The organism is Streptococcus sinensis (genome assembly GCF_000767835.1).
In the GTDB taxonomy this organism is placed as follows: Bacteria; Bacillota; Bacilli; order Lactobacillales; family Streptococcaceae; genus Streptococcus; species Streptococcus sinensis.
Map to the genome: position 1 here is coordinate 1 of NZ_JPEN01000109.1, position 22,590 is coordinate 22,590.

The 22,590-nt window shown below is 38.8% G+C and carries 13 protein-coding genes; 2 read left to right on the forward strand and 11 right to left on the reverse strand.

Annotated elements, in window-relative coordinates; translation table 11 throughout:
- Positions 1-67 precede the first annotated feature (67 nt).
- From rpoC to pbp1b, 3 genes are all read right to left on the reverse strand, one after another.
- Positions 68-3,712: a DNA-directed RNA polymerase subunit beta' gene (rpoC, locus tag SSIN_RS09170; protein WP_037618215.1), complete on the reverse strand. Its 3,645-nt coding sequence runs from the start codon at positions 3,710-3,712 to the stop codon at positions 68-70.
- Positions 3,713-3,752: 40 nt separating this feature from the next.
- Complete coding sequence (rpoB, locus tag SSIN_RS09175) at positions 3,753-7,319, reverse strand: DNA-directed RNA polymerase subunit beta (protein WP_037618218.1); 3,567 nt, start codon at positions 7,317-7,319, stop codon at positions 3,753-3,755.
- Between the two features lie 462 nt (positions 7,320-7,781).
- Positions 7,782-10,160, reverse strand: a complete 2,379-nt coding sequence (gene pbp1b / locus SSIN_RS09180) for a penicillin-binding protein PBP1B (RefSeq protein WP_037618221.1) — start codon at positions 10,158-10,160, stop codon at positions 7,782-7,784.
- Between the two features lie 195 nt (positions 10,161-10,355).
- Here pbp1b and tyrS point away from each other — a divergent pair, with 195 nt between their 5' ends.
- On the forward strand, positions 10,356-11,612 hold the full coding sequence (gene tyrS, locus SSIN_RS09185) for a tyrosine--tRNA ligase (protein ID WP_037618224.1): 1,257 nt from the start codon (positions 10,356-10,358) through the stop codon (positions 11,610-11,612).
- Between the two features lie 55 nt (positions 11,613-11,667).
- Positions 11,668-12,516, forward strand: a complete 849-nt coding sequence (locus SSIN_RS09190; protein WP_037618316.1) for a methyltransferase domain-containing protein — start codon at positions 11,668-11,670, stop codon at positions 12,514-12,516.
- 131 nt (positions 12,517-12,647) lie between these two features.
- Here SSIN_RS09190 and wecB read toward each other — a convergent pair whose 3' ends face one another.
- The 8 genes from wecB to SSIN_RS09230 all read right to left on the reverse strand — a co-directional run bounded on the left by wecB (position 12,648) and on the right by SSIN_RS09230 (position 22,590).
- Positions 12,648-13,736, reverse strand: coding sequence for a non-hydrolyzing UDP-N-acetylglucosamine 2-epimerase (gene wecB, locus SSIN_RS09195; RefSeq protein ID WP_037618227.1), 1,089 nt, complete (start codon positions 13,734-13,736; stop codon positions 12,648-12,650).
- A gap of 65 nt (positions 13,737-13,801) precedes the next feature.
- Entirely contained in the window at positions 13,802-15,247 is a 1,446-nt protein-coding gene (locus SSIN_RS09200) for a flippase (RefSeq protein ID WP_037618229.1), read from the reverse strand.
- Positions 15,237-17,174 carry an HAD-IA family hydrolase gene (locus SSIN_RS09205; RefSeq protein WP_037618231.1) on the reverse strand — a complete coding sequence of 646 codons (1,938 nt, stop codon included), beginning with the start codon at positions 17,172-17,174 and terminating at the stop codon, positions 15,237-15,239. The genes SSIN_RS09200 and SSIN_RS09205 overlap by 11 nt, the downstream gene beginning before the upstream one ends.
- 96 nt (positions 17,175-17,270) lie before the next feature.
- Positions 17,271-18,176, reverse strand: a complete 906-nt coding sequence (locus SSIN_RS09210) for a glycosyltransferase family 2 protein (protein WP_037618234.1) — start codon at positions 18,174-18,176, stop codon at positions 17,271-17,273.
- Positions 18,169-19,428, reverse strand: a complete 1,260-nt coding sequence (locus SSIN_RS09215; RefSeq protein ID WP_052076782.1) for a hypothetical protein — start codon at positions 19,426-19,428, stop codon at positions 18,169-18,171. The genes SSIN_RS09210 and SSIN_RS09215 overlap by 8 nt, the downstream gene beginning before the upstream one ends.
- Positions 19,429-19,444: 16 nt before the next feature.
- Positions 19,445-20,521, reverse strand: a complete 1,077-nt coding sequence (locus SSIN_RS09220; protein ID WP_037618237.1) for a glycosyltransferase family protein — start codon at positions 20,519-20,521, stop codon at positions 19,445-19,447.
- Between the two features lie 43 nt (positions 20,522-20,564).
- Positions 20,565-21,521 (reverse strand): glycosyltransferase family 2 protein, encoded by a 957-nt coding sequence (locus SSIN_RS09225; protein WP_156956322.1) that lies wholly within the window; start codon positions 21,519-21,521, stop codon positions 20,565-20,567.
- A gap of 10 nt (positions 21,522-21,531) precedes the next feature.
- Positions 21,532-22,590: an NAD-dependent epimerase/dehydratase family protein gene (locus tag SSIN_RS09230; protein WP_037618239.1), complete on the reverse strand. Its 1,059-nt coding sequence runs from the start codon at positions 22,588-22,590 to the stop codon at positions 21,532-21,534.

Below are 22,590 nucleotides of genomic sequence, written 5' to 3' on the forward strand. Positions count from 1 at the left end.
CTACTGTCTTATCTCATTTTTCACTTAAAGCCTTGACAGACTTGACAAATGGTAGAAAAGAGCTACATTATGATTCTACGCTTGTTTCAACTTCTTCAGTCTCAGCTGTTTCCACAACTTCATCAATGATTTCAACTTCATTGATTGCTTGTGGTTCCAAGTTACGGTAACGAGCCATACCAGTACCAGCAGGAATAATTTTACCGATGATAACATTTTCCTTGAGTCCGAGCAGATGGTCTTTCTTACCACGGATAGCAGCATCTGTCAGGACACGAGTTGTTTCCTGGAAGGAAGCCGCAGACAGGAAGCTGTTTGTCTCAAGGGAAGCTTTAGTGATTCCCATGAGGACTGGACGGGCTGTCGCAGGCACACCGCCTGAGATAACCACATCACGGTTAGCATCTGTAAAGTCTGTAATATCCATCAGAGTTCCCATAAGAAGATCGGTATCTCCCGGATCCATGACACGAACCTTGCGGATCATCTGACGAACCATTACCTCAATGTGTTTGTCGCCGATTTCTACCCCTTGGCTGCGGTAAACTTTTTGTACCTCAGCAAGCAGATAGGTTTCAACAGACAAGACATCACGAACAGCCAGCAAATGCTTCGGTTGGATAGAACCTTCGGTCAAGGCAGCACCGCGGGAAACTTGGTCGCCCACTTCTACCTTCATGCGGGCTGTGAATGGCACCACATATTCACCTTCACCAGTTGCACCTTTGACAAATACCTTCTTGGTACGAGTTGAAGCATCTTCTTCGATAGCAGTAACTTCACCCTTGACTTCTGTGATGACCGCTTCCCCTTTCGGATTGCGGGCTTCAAAAATTTCTTGGACACGAGGAAGACCTTGCGTGATGTCGGTATTGGAGGCAACACCACCCGTGTGGAAGGTACGCATAGTCAGCTGTGTACCAGGTTCCCCGATAGATTGAGCAGCGATGGTTCCGACTGCTTCACCGACTTCAACCGCATCACCCGTTGCCAAGTTGATACCGTAACAATGACGGCAGACACCGTGGCGGGTGTTACATGTAAAGACAGAGCGAATGGTCACTTCTTCAACACCAGCATTAACGATTTCACGTGCCTTATCTTCTGTGATCAATTCATTTGGACCAATAATGATAGCACCAGTTTCTGGATGTTTAACTGTTTTCTTAGTGTAACGACCATTGAGACGCTCTTCCAGAGATTCGATCATTTCCTTGCCTTCTGTGATAGAAGTGATAAGCAAGCCGCGGTCTGTACCACAGTCGTCTTCACGGATAATCACATCTTGGGCAACGTCAACCAGACGACGAGTCAGGTAACCTGAGTCGGCTGTCTTAAGGGCCGTATCTGTCATACCCTTACGAGCACCGTGGGTAGAGAAGAACATTTCCAGAACGGACAGACCTTCACGGAAGTTAGACAAGATTGGCAACTCCATGATACGTCCATTTGGCGCAGCCATCAGACCACGCATACCGGCCAACTGGGAGAAGTTAGAGATGTTACCCCGGGCTCCAGAGTCCATCATCATAACGATTGGGTTCTTTGGATCTTGGTTGGCAACCAAACGTTTTTCCAGTTTTTCACGGGCAGAACGCCACTCGGCAGTAACTGCATTGTAGCGTTCGTCATCAGTAATCATACCGCGACGGAATTGCTTTGTAATTTGGTCCACTCGCTTGTGGGATTCCTCAATAATCTCAGCCTTATCTTCAACAACTGGGATATCAGCGATACCCACTGTCAAACCAGCCAGAGTAGAATGGTGGTAACCTAGGTCTTTCAAGCGGTCCAACAGAGCAGATGTTTCCGTCGTGCGGAAGCGTTTGAAGATTTCAGCGATGATATTTCCTAGATTTTTCTTCTTGAACGGAATATTTAGCTCTAGTGCTTCAATAGCAGATTTGATGTCTTTACCTGGCTCCAAGAAATATTTAGCTGGTACGCCTTCTGTCAAGTTAGCATTAGTTGGTTCTTGCAGATAAGGCAGTTCTTGCGGCATGATGTCGTTAAAGAGAATCTTACCTACCGTTGTCATGAGAATCTTATGCTTTTGGTCTTCTGTCCAAGGCTTATTCAGACTGTCCGTTGCAATACCAACACGGGTATGCAGGTGAACATAGCCATTACGGAGGGCCATAACCGCCTCATCCATATCCTTGAAAATCATACCTTCGCCTTCGCGGCCAACTTCTTCCATGGTCAGGTAGTAGTTCCCCAAGACCATATCCTGAGATGGTGTTACAACTGGCTTTCCGTCTTTCGGATTCAAGATATGCTCAGCAGCCAGCATAAGGATACGAGCTTCAGCCTGCGCTTCTTCAGACAATGGTACGTGGATGGCCATTTGGTCACCGTCAAAGTCGGCATTGTAGGCTTCACAGACCAGTGGGTGCAAACGCAAAGCTTTACCGTCAATCAGAACTGGCTCAAAGGCCTGGATTCCCAAGCGGTGAAGAGTCGGTGCGCGGTTCAGAAGCACTGGGTGTTCCTTAATTACTTCTTCCAGAATATCCCAGATACGCTCATCTCCACGCTCTACCAAGCGTTTGGCAGCTTTTACGTTCTGCACGATGTCACGGGCAACGATTTCACGCATCACAAACGGCTTGAAGAGCTCAATCGCCATTTCACGTGGCACACCACATTGGTACATCTTAAGAGTTGGACCAACGGCGATAACGGAACGACCTGAGAAGTCAACCCGTTTACCCAGCAAGTTTTGACGGAAACGACCTTGTTTCCCTTTGAGCATGTGGCTCAGAGACTTGAGTGGACGACTGCCTGGTCCAGTGATTGGACGGCCACGGCGACCGTTATCAATCAAAGCATCAACCGCTTCCTGTAGCATCCGTTTTTCATTTTGAACGATGATACCAGGTGCATTCAACTCAAGCAAACGAGCCAAACGGTTGTTCCGGTTGATAACCCGGCGATAGAGATCATTGAGGTCAGAAGCCGCAAAACGACCACCATCCAGCTGAACCATCGGGCGCAAATCTGGCGGAATAACCGGCAGGATGTTAAGAACCATCCATTCTGGCTTATTGCCGGACTTGTAGAAGGCGTCCAAAACATCCAAACGACGAACAGCCTTGACCCGTTTTTGGCCTGAAGCAGTTTTCAATTCTTCCTTGAGGACAGCAATCTCAGCTTCCAAGTCCACTTGTTTCAAGAGGTCTTGAATAGCTTCTGCTCCCATTTTAGCTACAAATGAGCCTGCACCGTACTCGCGTAAACGCTCACGGTACTCACGTTCCGTCATGATTGACTTGTGCTCTAGCGGTGTATCCTTAGGATCAATCACCACATAAGCCGCAAAATAAATGACTTCTTCCAGAGCGCGCGGGCTCATATCTAGAGTGAGCCCCATGCGGCTTGGAATTCCTTTAAAGTACCAAATATGTGAAACAGGTGCCTTCAATTCGATGTGCCCCATACGCTCACGACGAACCTTGGCGCGGGTTACTTCAACACCACAGCGGTCACAGACGATTCCTTTGTAACGAATTCGTTTGTACTTACCACAGGCACATTCCCAGTCCTTGGTTGGACCGAAGATCACTTCGTCAAAAAGGCCTTCGCGTTCTGGTTTCAGGGTTCGGTAATTGATTGTTTCAGGTTTCTTCACTTCCCCATAAGACCATGAACGGACCTTATTGGGAGAAGCTAGGGTGATTTGCATACTTTTAAAACGATTTACATCAACCACTATTTCTTACCTTTCTTCATTTTCTAATCAGTGTGAATTCTTATTCTTTTCCTTCAGCCTCAAAAGCTGCTTTCGCTTCTTGAGCTGCTTTTTCACGCGCTTTTTCAAGATCGTCAACGTGAATCACATCATCATCTTCACCTTCGTCTAGGTCACGCAATTCTACTTCATTGTCATCTTCATCAAGAACGCGCATATCCAAACCAAGAGATTGCAATTCTTTGACAAGAACGCGGAAGGATTCTGGCACACCTGGTTTTGGAATTGGTTTTCCTTTGGTAATAGCTTCATAAGCCTTCAAACGTCCGTTGACATCATCTGACTTGTAAGTCAGGATTTCTTGCAGAACGTTAGAAGCACCGTAAGCTTCCAAGGCCCAAACTTCCATCTCACCAAAACGTTGTCCACCAAACTGAGCTTTACCTCCGAGCGGCTGTTGGGTAACCATTGAGTAAGGACCTACTGAGCGGGCATGGAGTTTATCATCTACCATGTGGTGGAGCTTGATCATGTACATGACACCGACAGATACACGGTTGTCAAATGGCTCACCGGTACGTCCGTCATAAAGAATCGTCTTGGCATCGCTGTCCATACCAGCTTCGCGGACTGTATCCCAGAGGTCTTCTGCGCTAGCTCCATCAAAGACTGGTGTTGCAATATGGATGCCCAAGTTACGAGCTGCCATACCAAGGTGGAGCTCCATAACCTGACCGATATTCATACGTGATGGTACCCCGAGTGGGTTCAACATGATATCAACTGGTGTTCCGTCTGGCAAGTAAGGCATGTCTTCCACAGGAACGATACGGGATACAACCCCTTTGTTTCCGTGACGACCGGCCATCTTATCTCCGACCTTGATTTTACGTTTCTGAGCGATGTAGACGCGAACCAGCATATTTACGCCAGATTGCAACTCATCACCATTAGCACGGGTAAAGATCTTCACATCACGAACGACACCATCAGCACCGTGTGGCACACGCAGAGAAGTATCACGGACTTCACGAGACTTGTCACCAAAGATGGCATGAAGCAGACGCTCTTCAGCAGAAAGGTCTTTTTCACCCTTTGGAGTGACTTTCCCGACTAGGATATCGCCTTCTTTGACTTCCGCCCCGATGCGGATAATCCCCATTTCATCCAGGTTGCGCAGGGCATCTTCCCCTACGTTTGGAATTTCGCGGGTAATTTCTTCAGGGCCAAGCTTGGTGTCGCGAGTTTCTGATTCGTATTCTTCTAAGTGAACAGAGGTGTAGACGTCGTCTTTCACCAGACGCTCACTCATGATAACCGCATCCTCGAAGTTGTAACCTTCCCATGTCATGTAGGCAACGATTGGGTTTTGTCCCAGGGCCATTTCTCCCTTTTCCATAGAAGGTCCGTCAGCGATAAAGTCACCTTTTTCAACGACATCGCCAACTTTCACCAAGGTACGTTGGTTATAAGCAGTTCCTGAGTTCGAACGGCGGAATTTTTGAATTTGGTAAACGTCAAGTGAGCCATCTTCGCGGCGGACTTCAACCTTGTCTGCATCCGCATAGGTAACCTTACCATCATGCTGAGCAATGACTGCTGCCCCAGAGTCGTGGGCAGCTTGGTATTCCATACCCGTACCGACATAAGGTGCTTTTGGATCAATCAAAGGCACAGCCTGACGTTGCATGTTGGCACCCATGAGGGCACGGTTGGAGTCATCGTTTTCCAAGAAAGGAATACATGCTGTCGCCACGGCAACTACCTGCTTAGGCGATACATCCATGTAGTCTACTTGGTCTGATGGGAATTCTTGGTTATTACCTTGGTGGCGTCCCATCACGATAGGCTCTGCAAAGCCACCTTCTTCATTAAGCTTAGAGTTGGCCTGCGCTACGATAAATTCATCTTCTTCGTCAGCTGTCAGCCAAACGATTTCGTTGGTTACCACACCAGCTTCACGGTCTACCTTACGGTAAGGCGTTTGAATAAAGCCATATTTGTTAAGGTGTCCATAAGAAGACAAGTTATTGATCAAACCGATGTTTGGTCCTTCAGGCGTTTCAATCGGACACATACGACCGTAGTGAGTATAGTGCACGTCCCGCACTTCATATCCAGCGCGGTCACGTGTCAAACCACCAGGTCCCAAGGCAGACAGACGACGCTTGTGAGAAAGCTCAGACAGCGGATTGTGTTGGTCCATGAACTGAGACAACTGAGAAGAACCAAAGAATTCTTTAATAGCTGCAGTTACTGGACGGATGTTAATGATTTGCTGTGGAGTCAGTACTTCATTGTCTTGAACACTCATCCGTTCACGGACATTACGCTCCATCCGAGAAAGTCCCAGACGAACTTGGTTAGCCAAAAGCTCACCAACCGCACGAATACGACGGTTCCCCAAGTGGTCAATATCATCCACGCGACCGATGCCTTCTGCCAAATTGAGGAAATAGCTCATCTCAGCCAAGATATCAGCTGGTGTTACAATCCGAACCTTGTCAGACGGATTCGCGTTACCAATAATAGTGACAACGCGATCTGGATCAGTCGGAGCCACAACTTTAAACTTCTGCAATTCAACTGGCTTAAGAAGAACGGCTGAATCGTTTGGAATATAAGTAATCTTGTTCAAGCCATTGTCCAGCTGCTCTGAAATGCTGTCGATCACACTGCGGGTCATAACTGTACCAGCTTCGACAAGGATTTCCCCTGTTTCAGCATCTACCAGATGCTCTGCCAATGTCTGATTAAGCAGGCGGTTCTTGATGTTGAGTTTTTTGTTAATCTTATAACGACCAACTGCTGCCAAGTCATAACGATGTGGATCAAAGAAACGAGCCACAAGGAGAGAACGTGAACTTTCAGCCGTCTTAGGCTCACCTGGACGCAGGCGCTCATAGATTTCTTTCAGGGCCTCATCTGTACGAGAGTCCATTGGATTCTTGTGGATGTCTTTTTCGATGGTGTTGCGCACCAAGTCGCTGTCACCAAAGATGTCCAAGATCTCATCATCACCTGAGAAACCAAGCGCACGAACCAAAGTAGTAAACGGAATTTTACGCGTCCGGTCAATACGAGTATAGGCAATGTCTTTTGAGTCTGTTTCTAGCTCCAACCAAGCTCCGCGGTTAGGAATAACGGTCGAACCGTAACCGACTTTCCCATTTTTGTCTACTTTATCATTAAAGTAAACACCTGGCGAACGCACCAGCTGGGATACGATAATCCGTTCACCACCGTTGATGATGAAGGTTCCCATTTCAGTCATGATCGGGAAGTCACCAAAGAAGACTTCCTGAGTCTTGATTTCACCAGTTTCCTTATTAATCAGACGGAAGGTCACAAAGATTGGTGCTGAATAGCTGGCATCGTGGATGCGGGCTTCTTCCAGCGTGTACTTAGGCTCACGGATTTCATAGCCGACAAACTCCAATTCCATGGTGTCTGTAAAGTTTGAAATAGGAAGCACATCTTCAAATACTTCCTTCAAACCATGATTCAAAAAATCTTGGAATGAATCCGTTTGGATTTCAATCAAATTTGGCAAATCAAGAACTTCCTTGATTCGCGAAAAACTACGACGGGTACGGTGTTTCCCGTATCGAACTTCATGTCCTGCCAAGTTTCTAACTCCTTTTTGTAAAGATGATGAGAAAATTAAGAGTTCGAGAAATTAGCTAATAAGGTTTTTTCAGGTAAATGAAAATAGTTTGTCTTTCTTTTGAATACTCTCAAGTTCACTCATTAATTGTGGTTAAGGGTAGCACCCTTTTGTTTTGCCGTTTGATGTACACCAAGACAGCTACAATTAGTCCTTTCTGCATAATTTTCAGAATCTTTAAATTTACATTACTCAATTTATTTTCCTAAAAATAGACACAAAAAGAGCAGCTAAATCTGACTTATTTAAAGTTTGATTTAACTGCTGTAGGCTTTAATTGGACAATATTTCAAATAAAGCACACGACAAATTATTAGTATCATTATACCATAATTATGTAAAAATTCAAGAGTTTCAACTCGCCTTGCCTAAATTTATTTATCAATGTACTTACTATTTATTTTCAGCACACCAATCGATAAATTAACGAGTGTTACGATTAGTATTCCACGTACTACCTCCCAAAATAGCGGACCATGCTTTTTGATAGTCGGAGTCTGTTGCTCCGATACCAAAGCGATAGCTTGTCGTTGGAGCACCATTTTTAGCCCAATAACTTGTAACAGTCGGACCGCTTAGGGTGATGGAGCGTCCATTCACCGTAACCGTACCCGGTCTTTCGCCAGTAGCTTTTAAAACAGATGAGTGAATCACACTAGAATCAAGATTAAATCGGTCTCCAACTCCCCAGGCATTTGGATCCGCTTCATAGATGGCGTTAACCATATAGGCCATATAAGCCGCATTGTTATTATAACCCGTTAAGGCGGCCATTGATGTGTTATCATCGTGACCAATCCAGCCGCCTAGTGTCATTTTCGGAGTTGACAGCATGAGCCACATGTCACCGTTGCTGTTGGTTGTTCCTGTCTTGCCAATCCAGTCTGCTCCCGCCAGTGTTCCATTGACTTGACTGATTCGTGATTTAAAGGTAGTGGTCGCGCCAGAATTGAGAACACCGCGCATCAAGTCTTGCATAATAGTTGCAGCTGCAGGTGAATAAACCTGAACAGGATTTGCCTTATGCTCATAAACTACTTTGCCATCTTTATCCGTGATTTTCTCTACCATATACTTCTCTTGATAGGTTCCGTTGTTGGCCAAAGTCTGGAAGCCATTGGTATGCTGGGCAACAGAAACTTCAATTCCCCCACCCATCGGCAGACTCTCAATACTGTAGTCATCAATGTAGTAGCCCATTTTTTCCATATAGCCACGAACGTTGACTCCCTTCTCACGCAGTGCGCGGTAAGTCCAATAAGCTGGGATATTCCATGAAGTATTGAGAGCTTCTTGGAGATTCATCATAGCTGTCCCACGGCTATCCACGTGCATAATCGGCTCTCCGCTAGAGAAATTCGTCGGATAGTTGGACAGGACACTGGCACTGCCCATCAGACCTTGGTCAATAGCAATCCCATAAGCCAGAATCGGCTTAATAGTTGAACCCGGTGACCGTTCCGTATCAAAGGCATGATTGTTCTGATTGGAAGCATAATCTCTGCCTCCCACAAAGCCAATCACAGCACCGGTTTTATTGTCCATGAGGACATTTCCCACTTCAACTGTACCAGTTCCGTCATCCAAGACGCCACCATAATTGGCTACTGCATTTTGCATAGCTTCATAGATTCTCTTATTGATGGTTGTTGTGACGGTATAGCCACCCTCTCTCAGCTCTTTAGCTGCAAGTTCGCGATAGGATTTAACGGTAGCATTATTTTTCAGCTCTTGCTGCGAAACATTGTCTCGTTGAATCAAATAATCATACATGGCCTTTTGAGCTTCCTCAAAAGCAGTGAAATATAGATAATCATGAGAAGATTTCTCCGCGCTTTCTGAGGGTTTGAAATCCTTCGTCAAATCATAATTGAGGTATTCTTGATATTCCGCTTCGCTCAATTTCCCTGTTCTGTACATATTGTATAAAACATTTTTAGCCCGCGTTAAACCAAGAGACATGTCCTCTGGAGTTTTTAAGCTGCCATCAGCTGCATAAGGCGAATAAACAATCGGACTTTGTGGCAAACCTGCAATAAAGGCTGCCTGCGGAACAGTTAAATCTTTGGCCGAAACACCAAAAATCCCTTGGGCCGCTTCTTCGATTCCTGCAATATTCTGGCCTTTATTATTCCGTCCAAAAGGCGAAACGTTCAAATAGGTCGTCAAAATTTCATCTTTGGTCATATAGCGTTCCAAAGCCAGAGCATCCACAATTTCTGCTGCTTTTCGTTTAAAAGTCGGAGCATCACCAACGACTTGTTGCTTAATCAGCTGTTGCGTGAGCGTAGAACCACCACTAGACGAGCCAACGCCTACAACCGAACCCAATGTCGCCCGAAGCACCGCCTTGGGAACAACACCATTATGGCTTTCAAAATTTTCGTCTTCCGTCGCAATCACGGCTTTCTTGACATTATCTGAAATCGCTCCACTTTCAACTGGAATCCGCAGCAAATCATTATCTATCTCTGAAATCAAACTACCGTCTGAATAGGTCAGTTTCGAAATGCCGGAAATATTATAAACTTGCTGGAGAAGTTCTTCCTTATTAGGAACTTCTGTTTTGCTAAAGAGACTGGCTCCATAGCCGACCCCGATTCCTGCTCCTAAAACCATCCCAAAAAGAATAAAGACGAAAGCCACATTCACCAACAATTTGAGAGTTCGCAAAATAAGAGCAGCTATATCCTCCAAGCCCCAGCGTTCCTTCTCATTTGTTTCTGCAAAATATGTTTTTCTTAAAAATTGTTTGAACTGCTTCCAAAACAGCGTTAATTTTTCCATTACTTGTTTCAACATAGATTCTCCTTCTTGACTATTATAACAAACATTAGCAGTTTATATCAAGAAATAGCTGATTCTAGCGCTTTTAGACCAATTATTTTTTGACTAGTCATTGCTATTTATCGGGTTTGTGATAAAATAGAGGGATAAAACAAAAAAATAATTGAGCAAGGGAAAAATCTTTGCTATTTTAGAAAAGGAGAGACAGATATGCACATTTTTGATGAGCTGCAAGAACGTGGTTTGATTTTTCAAACGACTGATGAAGAAGCTTTGCGTAAAGCCTTAGAAGAAGGGCCAGTCTCTTATTATACTGGATACGATCCAACAGCAGACAGTCTTCACTTAGGTCACTTGGTGGCTATTTTGACCAGCCGTCGCTTACAGTTAGCCGGCCATAAGCCTTACGCCCTTGTCGGCGGTGCAACTGGTTTAATTGGCGATCCATCCTTTAAAGATGCAGAGCGTAGCTTGCAAACCAAGGAAACCGTTGATGGCTGGGTCAAGTCTATCCAAGGGCAACTGTCACGTTTTCTTGATTTTGAAAACGGCGAAAATAAGGCTGTGATGGTTAATAACTACGACTGGTTTGGCTCCATTAGCTTTATTAATTTCTTGCGCGATGTCGGCAAATACTTCACTGTCAACTACATGATGAGCAAGGAATCTGTGAAAAAACGGATTGAAACAGGAATTTCTTATACTGAATTTGCTTACCAAATTATGCAAGGTTACGACTTCTTTGTCCTTAACCAAGATTACAATGTAACCCTGCAAATCGGTGGTTCTGACCAATGGGGCAATATGACCGCCGGCACTGAGCTTATGCGCCGCAAAGCGGACAAGACAGGTCACGTTATCACTGTTCCCCTTATCACTGATGCGACTGGTAAAAAATTTGGTAAATCAGAAGGAAACGCAGTCTGGCTCAATGCTGACAAGACTTCTCCATACGAAATGTACCAATTCTGGATGAATGTCATGGACGCTGACGCTGTTCGCTTCTTGAAAATCTTTACTTTCTTGTCACTGGATGAGATTGAAGACATCCGCAAACAGTTTGAAGCAGCTCCACATGAACGCTTGGCACAAAAAGTCTTGGCTCGTGAAGTCGTGACTCTTGTTCACGGCGAAGAAGCTTACAAAGAAGCCCTTAACATCACTGAGCAACTCTTTGCTGGAAATATCAAAAACCTTTCTGTCAAAGAACTCAAACAAGGACTTCGTGGCGTACCAAACTACCAAGTCCAAGCTGACGAGAACCTTAACATCGTGGAAATCCTCGTATCTTCTGGTGTGGTCAACTCAAAACGCCAAGCCCGCGAAGATGTTCAAAACGGAGCTATCTATGTCAATGGTGAGCGCATTCAAGATCTTGACTATGTTTTGAGCGATGTAGATAAACTCGAAAACGAGTTAACTGTTATTCGTCGCGGAAAGAAAAAATACTTCGTCCTTACATACTAATAAAACACACTGGAGGCATTTGCCATCCAGTCCTTTTTTTGCTAGACTTAAAACTATGAATACAAACTTGAAACCAAAACTCGCTCGCTTTACCACAGCGACCGCTTTTGCCTGTCCCATCTGCAAGGAAGAACTGCAACTGATGGAAAACAGCCTCAAATGTCACCATCGGCATTCTTATGACTTGGCCAAGTTTGGCTATGTCAATCTGGCACCCCAAGTCAAACAATCTAAAGACTACGATAAGACAAGCTTTCAGAATCGGCAGTTGATTTTAGAAGCTGGATTTTACCAGCAAATCTCCGACAGCCTTATCCAGCTATTGAAGGAAGAGCCAGCTTTTAAGACTGTCCTCGATGTTGGATGTGGCGAAGGCTACTACGCTAGAAAGATCCAAGAGCACTTCCCAGATAAGACGCTCTATGCCTTCGATATTTCGAAAGATTCCGTCCAGTTGGCAGCCAAAAGCGACGGCAGTTTCGCAGTCAATTGGTTCGTTGGAGATTTAGCCAACCTGCCCCTGCAGGATGCAAGTATGGACATCATTTTAGATATCTTTTCGCCAGCTAACTATCAGGAATTTCAGCGGGTCATGTCTGACAGTGCCCTCCTCATCAAAGTCATCCCCACTGAGCAACATCTTCAGGAAATTCGCCAAAAAGCCGCTAGACATCTCAACAACAAGGATTACTCTAACCAAGAAGTCATCCAGCATTTCCAAGAGCATTTCGATATTATCTCCGAGATTACTGTCGAGTCCAGCCAGTCCTTGACTGCTGAAAGTCGAACAGCTCTTTTAGCAATGACACCGCTACTCTTTCATGTCGAGCAAGACCAGATAGACTGGACTGACCTCACCCAAGTGACCATTGCAGCTACCATTCTTATAGGGAAAGTGAAATAAAAAGAACCTGAGACAAAAAGTTTCAGGTTCTTTCCCATTCCCCCTCCATCACTAACCACTCCCAATATAAAGTAATTGACTAGAATGTGATATTGTAGAGGGAGATTGCAGTAGTCAACTTAACAATATAGCTATATACTTCTCAAGATGTCGACAATCTGTCCACAAGCATTCCCATCCCCGTAGGGATTACTAGCCCGACTCATTTTTTCGTATTCAGTACGATCTTCTAAAAGCAACTTAAAGTTCTGATAAATCGTTTCTTCCTCTGTTCCTACTAGCTTCAAAGTTCCAGCCGCCACACCTTCCGGTCTTTCTGTAGTATCACGCATAACCAAAACAGGTTTACCTAAAGACGGAGCCTCTTCTTGAACTCCACCAGAGTCCGTTAAAATCATGTAACTACGGTTCATAAAATTATGAAAATCAAGAACATCTAGGGGTTCTATAATCTGGATACGTTCGATATCTCCAAAAATCTCAGCTGCTGTTTCTCTGACTAAAGGATTTTTATGAATTGGGTAAATAACCTTAACATCTTTATGTTCATTTAAAACACGCTTGACAGCCCGAAACATATGTTTCATAGGTTCTCCAAGATTTTCCCGTCTATGAGCAGTCAGAAGTATGAGGCGACTTCCAGCAACCCAATCTAGGACAGGATGTGAATAATCCTCTCTAACCGTCGTTTTAAGCGCATCAATCACAGTATTTCCAGTAACATATACATTGTCGCGTCCTTCTTTTTCGAGATTTTCTCTTGCCAATTCAGTCGGTGCAAAATGACAGTTTGCGATAATCGATGTCGACTGACGATTGAACTCTTCTGGAAAAGGACTCTGTAAATTGTAGGTGCGCAATCCTGCCTCTACATGACCCACTTTAATTCCTAGATAAAAGGCTGCTAAAGCTGCTGCATAAGTAGTAGTAGTATCACCATGTACAAGTACAATGTCTGGTCGTTCATTTTCTAAAACAGGTTTTATTTTATCTAGAATACTCGTTGTAATGGAAAATAAAGTTTGATTTACCTTCATAACCTCCAAATCATAGTCTGGTTTAACACCAAACAGTTCTAAAACAGGACTCACCATTTCTTTGTGTTGACCTGTCACACAAACAAGAGTTTCTATATCATCTTGCTTCTTTAATTCATTTACTAATGGACACATTTTTATCGCTTCTGGACGTGTACCGAAAACTAGCATTATTTTTTTCATAATCTCCTCCTAAATTATTATTTATAAACCGATTAATATAATAACTTCAACAAATTTCTAACAGTTTACGGCTTTAACTTTATAAATTGTAATAATTGAATAGTAACCTCCTCTTTTAGCAAAAGTAAGACACCTAAGTATATAGCGAAGAAAGTGCTTCCTGCAATAAAAAGAGATAAAAATGGAGTGGCTAGTACAATTTGATTTTTAACTAATATTAAGATTATGGTTGCAATAACTGTCGCTAGTATAACATTTCGTAAATTATTTTTTGAAATATTACCTGCTAAGTATTTATAAGAGTAGATAAACTGAACTGTCATTTGTGTTAATTCCGCAAATAGGGTAGCCATTGAGGCTCCTATAATTCCTAATTTAGGCATCAAAATTAAATTTAAACCAAGGTTAACAAGAGCACCTAACGAAACAGCAAACATGAAATATTTTTCCCTATTCATAGGTATTAAAATTTGATTGCCTGTAATATTTGAAAACCCCGATATAACCAAAATCGGCATGAGAATTTGCATTGAAAGTGTCGCAGAAATATACTTTTCTCCTCCTAGTAATTGAATACTATTTTGTGCTTCTACGATAAAAAATGCAACTAAAGGAATAGCAATAAAGAAAATAACTGCTGAAGACTCCTTTAGCATCTTATTAAATTTTGAAGTATTTTTCTTGCTAATATAAAATGATAATCGTGGTAAGAGAACTGCACTAATTGAAGTTATCAGTGAAAGTAAAATCCACTTAACTTTCGACGCTACAGAATAGTAACCCACTGCTTCATTTCCATTAATAAATCCAAGCATAACTGTATCTAAATTGGTATAAATATTAACAGCAAGTAATGAAGCAAAAAGATAAAACATCGGCTTAAAATGTTTTTTAAATTCTAAATTTTTGTAACGTTTTATATAAACAAATTTACGGCTATACCATACATTTAAAATGTTTGAACCTAAAGTTGAAAACAGGGTAATCCCAGCATAAACAATGTAATCCGCTGGTTTTTTGACAAATAAAAATATTAATATCAACGAAAATACCTTAAATATTAATGATCGTTTCGTAATATAGGCGTACTCCTCAATTCCGCTATATAGCCAATTTAAGGCAAGCGGTGAAGATAAAATGGTTAAAGAAGTTATCAATAATAGTGAAGATTCTTTACTCAATTGTTTTACTACTAGCGCCATCCCTAATAATAACAGAGTTACCAATCCCGACATTATAACATTTATGACTGCCAGCTCCTGCACTGTTTTAGAAAGTTTATCTTTGTCTTCTCTATTACTTGCAACCGCTCTGATTCCATAAGTCGATATTCCCAATGACGCAACTAAAATGCCATAATTACCTATTGAGGAAAAAAAAGATACCACGCCTATACCCTCAGGATTTAATATTCTAGATACATATGGGAATGTTATCAAAGGAAAAACAATATTTGAAAGCGTCAAAATGATATTCAATAGTGCATTCAATCTAATTGATTTATCCCTCATATTTTTTCAACCTCAATTTTAAATCGGCATACTTTATCAAATATATCAGCCTAGTATACAATTCTGGAATAAACAAAAAATTAGTCCCAAAGAAGGGCTTATAAGCAAAATCAACCCAGAAAAAGTTCTTTTTCTCCTTAATTAATCTTTTAAGCGATTTTTTAGATATATTTTTAGTCACAATTTCTCCAAAATTCTCTGCTACCTGTTCCTTTAACAACCTTGAAAAGGATAATAACTTAGGAAGCTGAATACACTCTTTTTTTAATGACATCGTCAACCAGAGTCCTCTTTGCTCAAACGGAAGAAAGCTCAAATTCTTATATGCTTCAGCTATATTTACAAATCCTTCAACCATCTGTTTCTGATAATTTTGCACAGCTCCATATATTTTTACATGCTTCTCGTTTTCATCTAGAACCGGAACAATCATTTCTTCCTGTTTATATTTTAAAGTTGGGCCATGATCTGCCACAAAAATATCTTCATAATACTCAAAATTTCTACTGACAATATCAAAAAATGGAGATTTGTTAGGATAATCAGAAAAAAGCATACCAAATTTATTATCTTTGTTCTGTACTGAATACTCCTTTAGAATTAATCCTAAATAATAGCCCATAATTTTCTTATTTGGAACAGCTCTTTGTAAACTATCCTGTATAGTCCCTTTCCATCCAACATCAACAATATATATTTCATCCTGACCCAAAGTTAATGTTTCCACATAATTTTTCAGTAATAAACCATCTTCTTTTTCTTTATTAAATCTTGAAATAAAAACTGGGTGAGCTTTTAAATCCAGTAACAACTTAGCATCAACTGTTAAGATATCTGTGAATTCTATATTCATATCTTGAGTAATTGAAGTAATTTCATTATCAGTAAAATTCAAATTTAGCAAAAAATTTTGAATTGTTATTTTTTTATATTGTCGAAAAATGATCTCAAACTTTTCATCCTCCAAACTTGTGAAAGAAGGATATAAGGTAGATCGCCTAGAAACATAAAAATATTCTGTCTTAATTCTTTGATTTTCACAAAAGAAAATATTTTGATAAATATCAAATAGCTGTTTTAACAATTGGCCTTCGCGTGAACAAAATAAAGCAATTTGAACACCGTCTTTAACTAGACTTCTGTGCAATTCCGAAATAAAGAATATAATATCTGCCAAAAAAACATTAAAGGGAGCCCTCATACTGTCTCCAAATAAGATTTGCTTATATAATCTAGTTAGTTCTCTATTTCCTATGATAGTGTATGTATCTTCATATTTCCTATAAATTGCTTTTAAACCAAGAGATTTTGGGATTTCATAATCAGATTGGAAATTATCGCCTATCATAGTTACATCCTCAGGAGATAATTCTAACTCTTTTAAAAGTAACTTATAGAGATTACCTGTTGATTTACGATAAGATTTCTCACTAGAAATATAAATCTCTGAAAAATAATCTAAAATTTTGAACTTTCTTAGTATCTCCTCTATAAACTTTTTATCAGTATAAAAATCCGAAACTAGTATGATTCTCTTTGATTCTTTTTTTAGAAATTTTAAAGCTTCTAAAATTTCAGAATCTAAATATATATGCTGTAATTCTATATTTAATTCTATATTCTTAGCTTTCTCTATAAATTCCTTTTGACTCATAATCTCTGATTGATTTTCAATTCTCTTATAAATACTTGATAAAAGAGTATCATATTCGATTTCTTCAATACCAGAATTTTTATAAGTCTTCTCAACATTTTTTCTTAAATCATATAGTATTGATGGATATATCTCAAATTTCATTTCAAAAGCCATTTGCTTCGACCATTGATATAATATTTCTTCAGGATGACAATCTCTATGTACTACTGTGTCAAAAAAATCAAATGCGACCGTTTTAGTATTTATTTTAGAAATATCTATTAACTCCATATTTCACCATATTCCTTTTTAGTGTTCGTTGATTATTAGCAATATACTATGCCCTAATAAGCTTTATAAGCAAAAGCATAACCAAACATCTATGAATCATTCTTTCTCCACAATAACAAAAGGATAAGAAGGATCGACCCTATTAAAAACTCCATCTAGATAATATTTTATTTTCTTTTTTGCATTACTCTTTCTTAATAAAAAATGGTAACCTTGTTGTAAAAATAGATATAACAAGAAACAGTAATATCTTATTCTACTATCAATATTTCGTCTAACAAATACAACCCTATTTCTCGCCATTAGATATTCCTGTAAGCCAGAAACTGATTTAATTGAGACCGAACCTTTATGGTAAATGTAACTATCAGTCAAACATATATTTTTATAGCCTATTTTTTGTGCTTTATAGCACCATTCTGTTTCTTCAAAAAATAAGAAATAATTTTCAGGAATATATCCAACACTTTTCAAAATAGAGGTCCGAAACATGATACAAGCGCCTCCAATATAGTCGCTTTCAATTTTAGGAAGAAGCTCTACCCTCCTAGCACCATGATTCTTTAAAGTTACGATTCCTTTATTAATAAAGATATCTCCACCAGTTGACTGGATTAAATTATTATCCTTATACTCAACTAATGCTGGACTGACAAAAGCCGCTTGAGAATTATTTTTTAGTTCATTTTTACAAGTTTCTATAAAATCAGCATCAATTATAGTGTCATTATTTAGGATACAAATATACTCATATCCTGCCTGTTCAGCATATTTTATTCCAATATTATTACCATGTGCGTATCCTCTGTTTTCTGAACTTACAATGATCTCTATAGGAGACAATATATTATTTAACTTACTTACACTATCATTCGTTGAGGCATTATCAACAATCACAATCTTGTACTTTTCCGAATTTATTGCACTTCGCAGACTCTGCACACATTCAATTGTATCTTCACAATTATTATAATTAAGAATAACTATACATACCTTATCCATCGCACACCTGATTTTCTATATTATGTTTCAATTTATAATCATAGTAAAATATTATAGCAAGAATAATTGCTAAAGAAAAACTTCTTTGTATACCAAAAACATTCATGGAGATTGAAGTCAGTACTAAACTACTTAAAATTCCTACTAATAACCCCTTCTCCACATCACAGCATTTTATTGACATTTTCTTTATTAAGAAAACTAATTTTAACAAAGGATAAAGATACATAGGAATAGACAACAAACCAAATTGAACAAATAGTTCTAAAAAACCAAGATCATCTAGATACATTTTAGTTATCCAATTCCCATATAAAACGAAACTACTATTTAAATTAGTAGAGGTGAGAACCCCCACTCCATTTACCCAATTTCCATTTTTAAGCAAATTGATATAATAATCCAATTCCCAATATCTATATCCCAATCCTCTATCTTGTAACATAAGACTAGAATCAATCAGGTTTGTTAAATAATTAATTCCGCCAAGTGCAAAAAAACTAAGAGCTAATCCCAATAATAATATTTTTGAGAACTTAAAAGTAGATTCCTTAGAGTATATAAACATCAGAACTATAGAGATCACAATAGAAAATGCCAGAACTCTTGTCTGATTTACAAAAAATATATATGCCAAAATTACTAGCAGTGAATACAAATATCTTGTTTCACGTTTTTTTATATATAAAAAAGTAGCAATCAATATACCAATAATGATTAGTGGAGTTCCGTCAATTCTGATTGAATGCTCATTTCTATACCATAAATCTCCGTACTCCCTCAGTATAGAGGAAAACATTTCTATTTTAAAAAAGGTATATAACCCCCATGAAATAGTACGAAGTCCCAATGAACAAAGTAAAATATTTAATGTATTTCTTAAAATTTTATACATATTATTGTCAGTGTTGTTAAAAAGGTACAGAATTACTAAAAATAAAAAAATCCATATATATTGCCTGGAAGCAAAAAAAATATCGAGTAAAGAATAATTATAAATATTACTCGCCCTATACAGTTCATATAGGACACTTATCAAGACAAAGAGAGCATACATAAAAGCAGATTTTGAAAATCTTTTAACGTTTGCAATTAATATTGGAAAAAATAACACAAGTAAAAAAATAACTCCTACTGTGAGTAAATTTCTAAGTGTATCTAACTTTATAGGAAATATTAAAAACAAACCTACCGATAACATTACCAAAAAGTAATAAATCAATTCAATAACGCCGTATTTCTCACGTCTCATCCCATTCTCCACCATATTATAAATTATTTAGCAATTCTTCTATCGCTTCAACTCGCTTCTCCCAAGAATTCTCTTTTAAAAAGCGTCTTCTATCTTCGTCACTATATTTTAATGTATTATTTTTAAGAAGTCGTTCTAAATTCTCCTTGAATTCTTCATAGTTTGTATAAAAATATACAAAGTCTTCAAACCTTTCAATCTCCTTATATTTAACGCTAAGTATATTTTTATTGAAATTAATATATTCATATAACTTTACAGGGTCAACTGCTTCTACAATCTCGTTAACCTTAAAAGGCATTATTAATAACGAAGATTCTTTAACAATATTTTCTAAACTTTCATGTGGGACACTTCCTAAATAATGAATTCTTTCATCATTCACTACTTGTGTCTTACTAATTGGACCAACAATTTGAAATTCAATATTAACGAAATCCTCTAGGCTTTTTAGTATAATATCGAAGTCAAACCAATGACTAATAGTTCCTACATAAGTTATAATAAATTTCTCCCCCTTCTGTCCATACTGTGCCGTTTCTAATATTTTTCCATCATAGCCATTTCTAATGATTTTAATTTTATCGTTTTCAACTTCTAACGAGTATTCTAATATCAAGTTTTCTTTCAATTTTTCACTTGATACTATTATTAAGTCTGCATCATGAACTAATTTTTTTTCAAAAGACTGCAATTTTTTACGCTCTTTTTCATCCTCAATAAAAGCATGATGGTAGTCCATACAATCATAGATAATCTTAACATTTTGTTGTAAATGAAGTCCCTCATATTGGCTTGGATTAGTAAAATAGATATAATCTGGTTTAAATTTATTAATTTTTGAAGAAATAGCGAACTGAAATAGTCTCTCATTAATTTTTGCCATTTTTTTGTTATTTATAAATGGAATTGTATATATGCGAGATAAGTGTACCTTGTTTATATTTTTATCTATAGTTAAGTTCTTTCGATTATATTTATACCGATAAGCAACTAAGACATTATTCAACTTTGACAAACCTTCAGCTAAAAATTGCGGCCTTTGTTTAATCCAATTCCAATCAATATTTAATACATAAAAAATTTTCTTCATAATATTTCTCCACCCCCGTCTCATTATTATAAAAAGATTGTTCCTATAAATATTTTTTATAAAGACCTGACAATAGAATAAATCGACGACTGATATTCTTTACCGGCTTCCCCCAATCTACTTTTTCCTTATTAGCATAAAATAGAGCATATAGTCCACCTTTTCTGATAATCTTCTCAACAGTCTTTATGAATGTAGCTTGATGATCTGTCAGTTTCTCTTCTTTCAGCAGATTAATAGTGGCTAAAGTTTGTTTATAGGTCGAGGCATGATCTTTGGCCAAATCATTTACTTTAGACAATCTTTTTATAATACGGCTCATTTTGAAATTGTATTCATGCTTGCTAGTAACATTACTTCCATAACGTCTATATCCCATGACTGTTTCAGAATAAAAATAAACATTACCCTTTAAGGCAGCTACTTTAGTTGTAAAATTATCGTGTGATAAGTAAGCTAGCTCAGCTGCATCATTTGAGATTCGAGGAAGTATTGAAAATAAGTCATGATTAAAAAAAGTATTACAACCGTACACTTTATGTGCCATGTAAGCCGTTATTGGATTAGTATAACTAATCCCCATTAATTGATCCATACTTGAAGAAGTTTCTTCCCCATAACTATCAATAATTCTCATATCTGCATAAATCATGGTTGGTCCTTGTGCATGAACTTCATGATAAAAATTTTGTAAAAGTTCTAGTTTATCTCTATCCCAGATATCATCTTGATCTGCAAACATATAGAAATCGTAAGCTTTTTCTTGCGCTCGCACAGCATTGATTAGACCAAAGAAATTGTAATAAGCTCCATGGAATTCTGAGTCGTTTTGAATCAATTGGATACGTCTATCTCTAGCTATATACTCTTTAACAATATCAACAGTCTGATCTAACGAATTATCATCACGTATAATCAATTCCCAATCGGTTACGGTTTGATTTATAATACTATCTAACTGCTCACGAAGATATTTTTCACCATTATAGGTCGCCATCATGATTAGTATCTTACTTGTTTGCACTAGTGAACTCCTTTAAAATCCTATAAGTATTCCCAAATCCAACCTTAGCATCAAATAATCCTTTCCATCCTAGACTTTCGATCTTATCACTCTTAAGACTGGCATTCTGCATGGGATTAGCCTGCTTAAGATCTTGCTTACTAGGAATATCCATGATGAGTTTCACATTGCCAACTCGAGCAATAATTTCAGCCATCTGTTTTATAGTAATAATTGAATTTGGATTGGAAATATTATAAGCCTGCCCTGACTTACCCGAAAGGAGAACACTTAAAATAGCACTGGCACAATCCAAACTATAACAATAGGATCTTAACTGACTCCCTGTACTCTTCATAACAATATCACGACCAGCAATAGCCTCATTCATAAAGAATGAAGAAACACGGTTATCTGTTACTTTAGCACTTGGCCCATAAATATGCCCTGGACGTACAATAGTAATGTTCAAAGCATATTCCGACACAAAGCTTTCACAAAGAGTTTCTGTCGCTCGCTTAGAATTAGCATAAGAAGAACGAACATTAAGATGGTCAACTAGCCCGATATAGTTTTCCTCTAAAGGTTGATCACTCGAACTCAGTCCATAAACTTCACTGGATGACACATAAAGCACCTTAGAAACCCCAGCATTCTTGGCATAAGACAAGAGATTGTACATCCCTAAAAAATTACTAGTCATTGTTTCTACTGGCTGATTGACATACAACTCTGGACTTGCTGGACTTGCCGCATGAATAATAAAATCAATATCAAAATCAAAATCTGGAATCACTGCTGCATCATAAGCTACAAATTTTAAGAAGCTTGTTTCTGCACCAAAGCGCTCTTTTAAATAGCTAAGATTACGACCACAACAATATATTTTAATATTAAAATTTCTTAGATCATTTAAAAGTAAGAGCTGATCAACAATAGAAGAACCAATTAAGCCTGACCCACCTGTTATTAGGATTGATTTCTCTTTCAAATCAGCTACATTAACAATTGTTGACAATGACTCTTTGACATCACTTTTATAGAAATAATTTGATAATAGTACCAT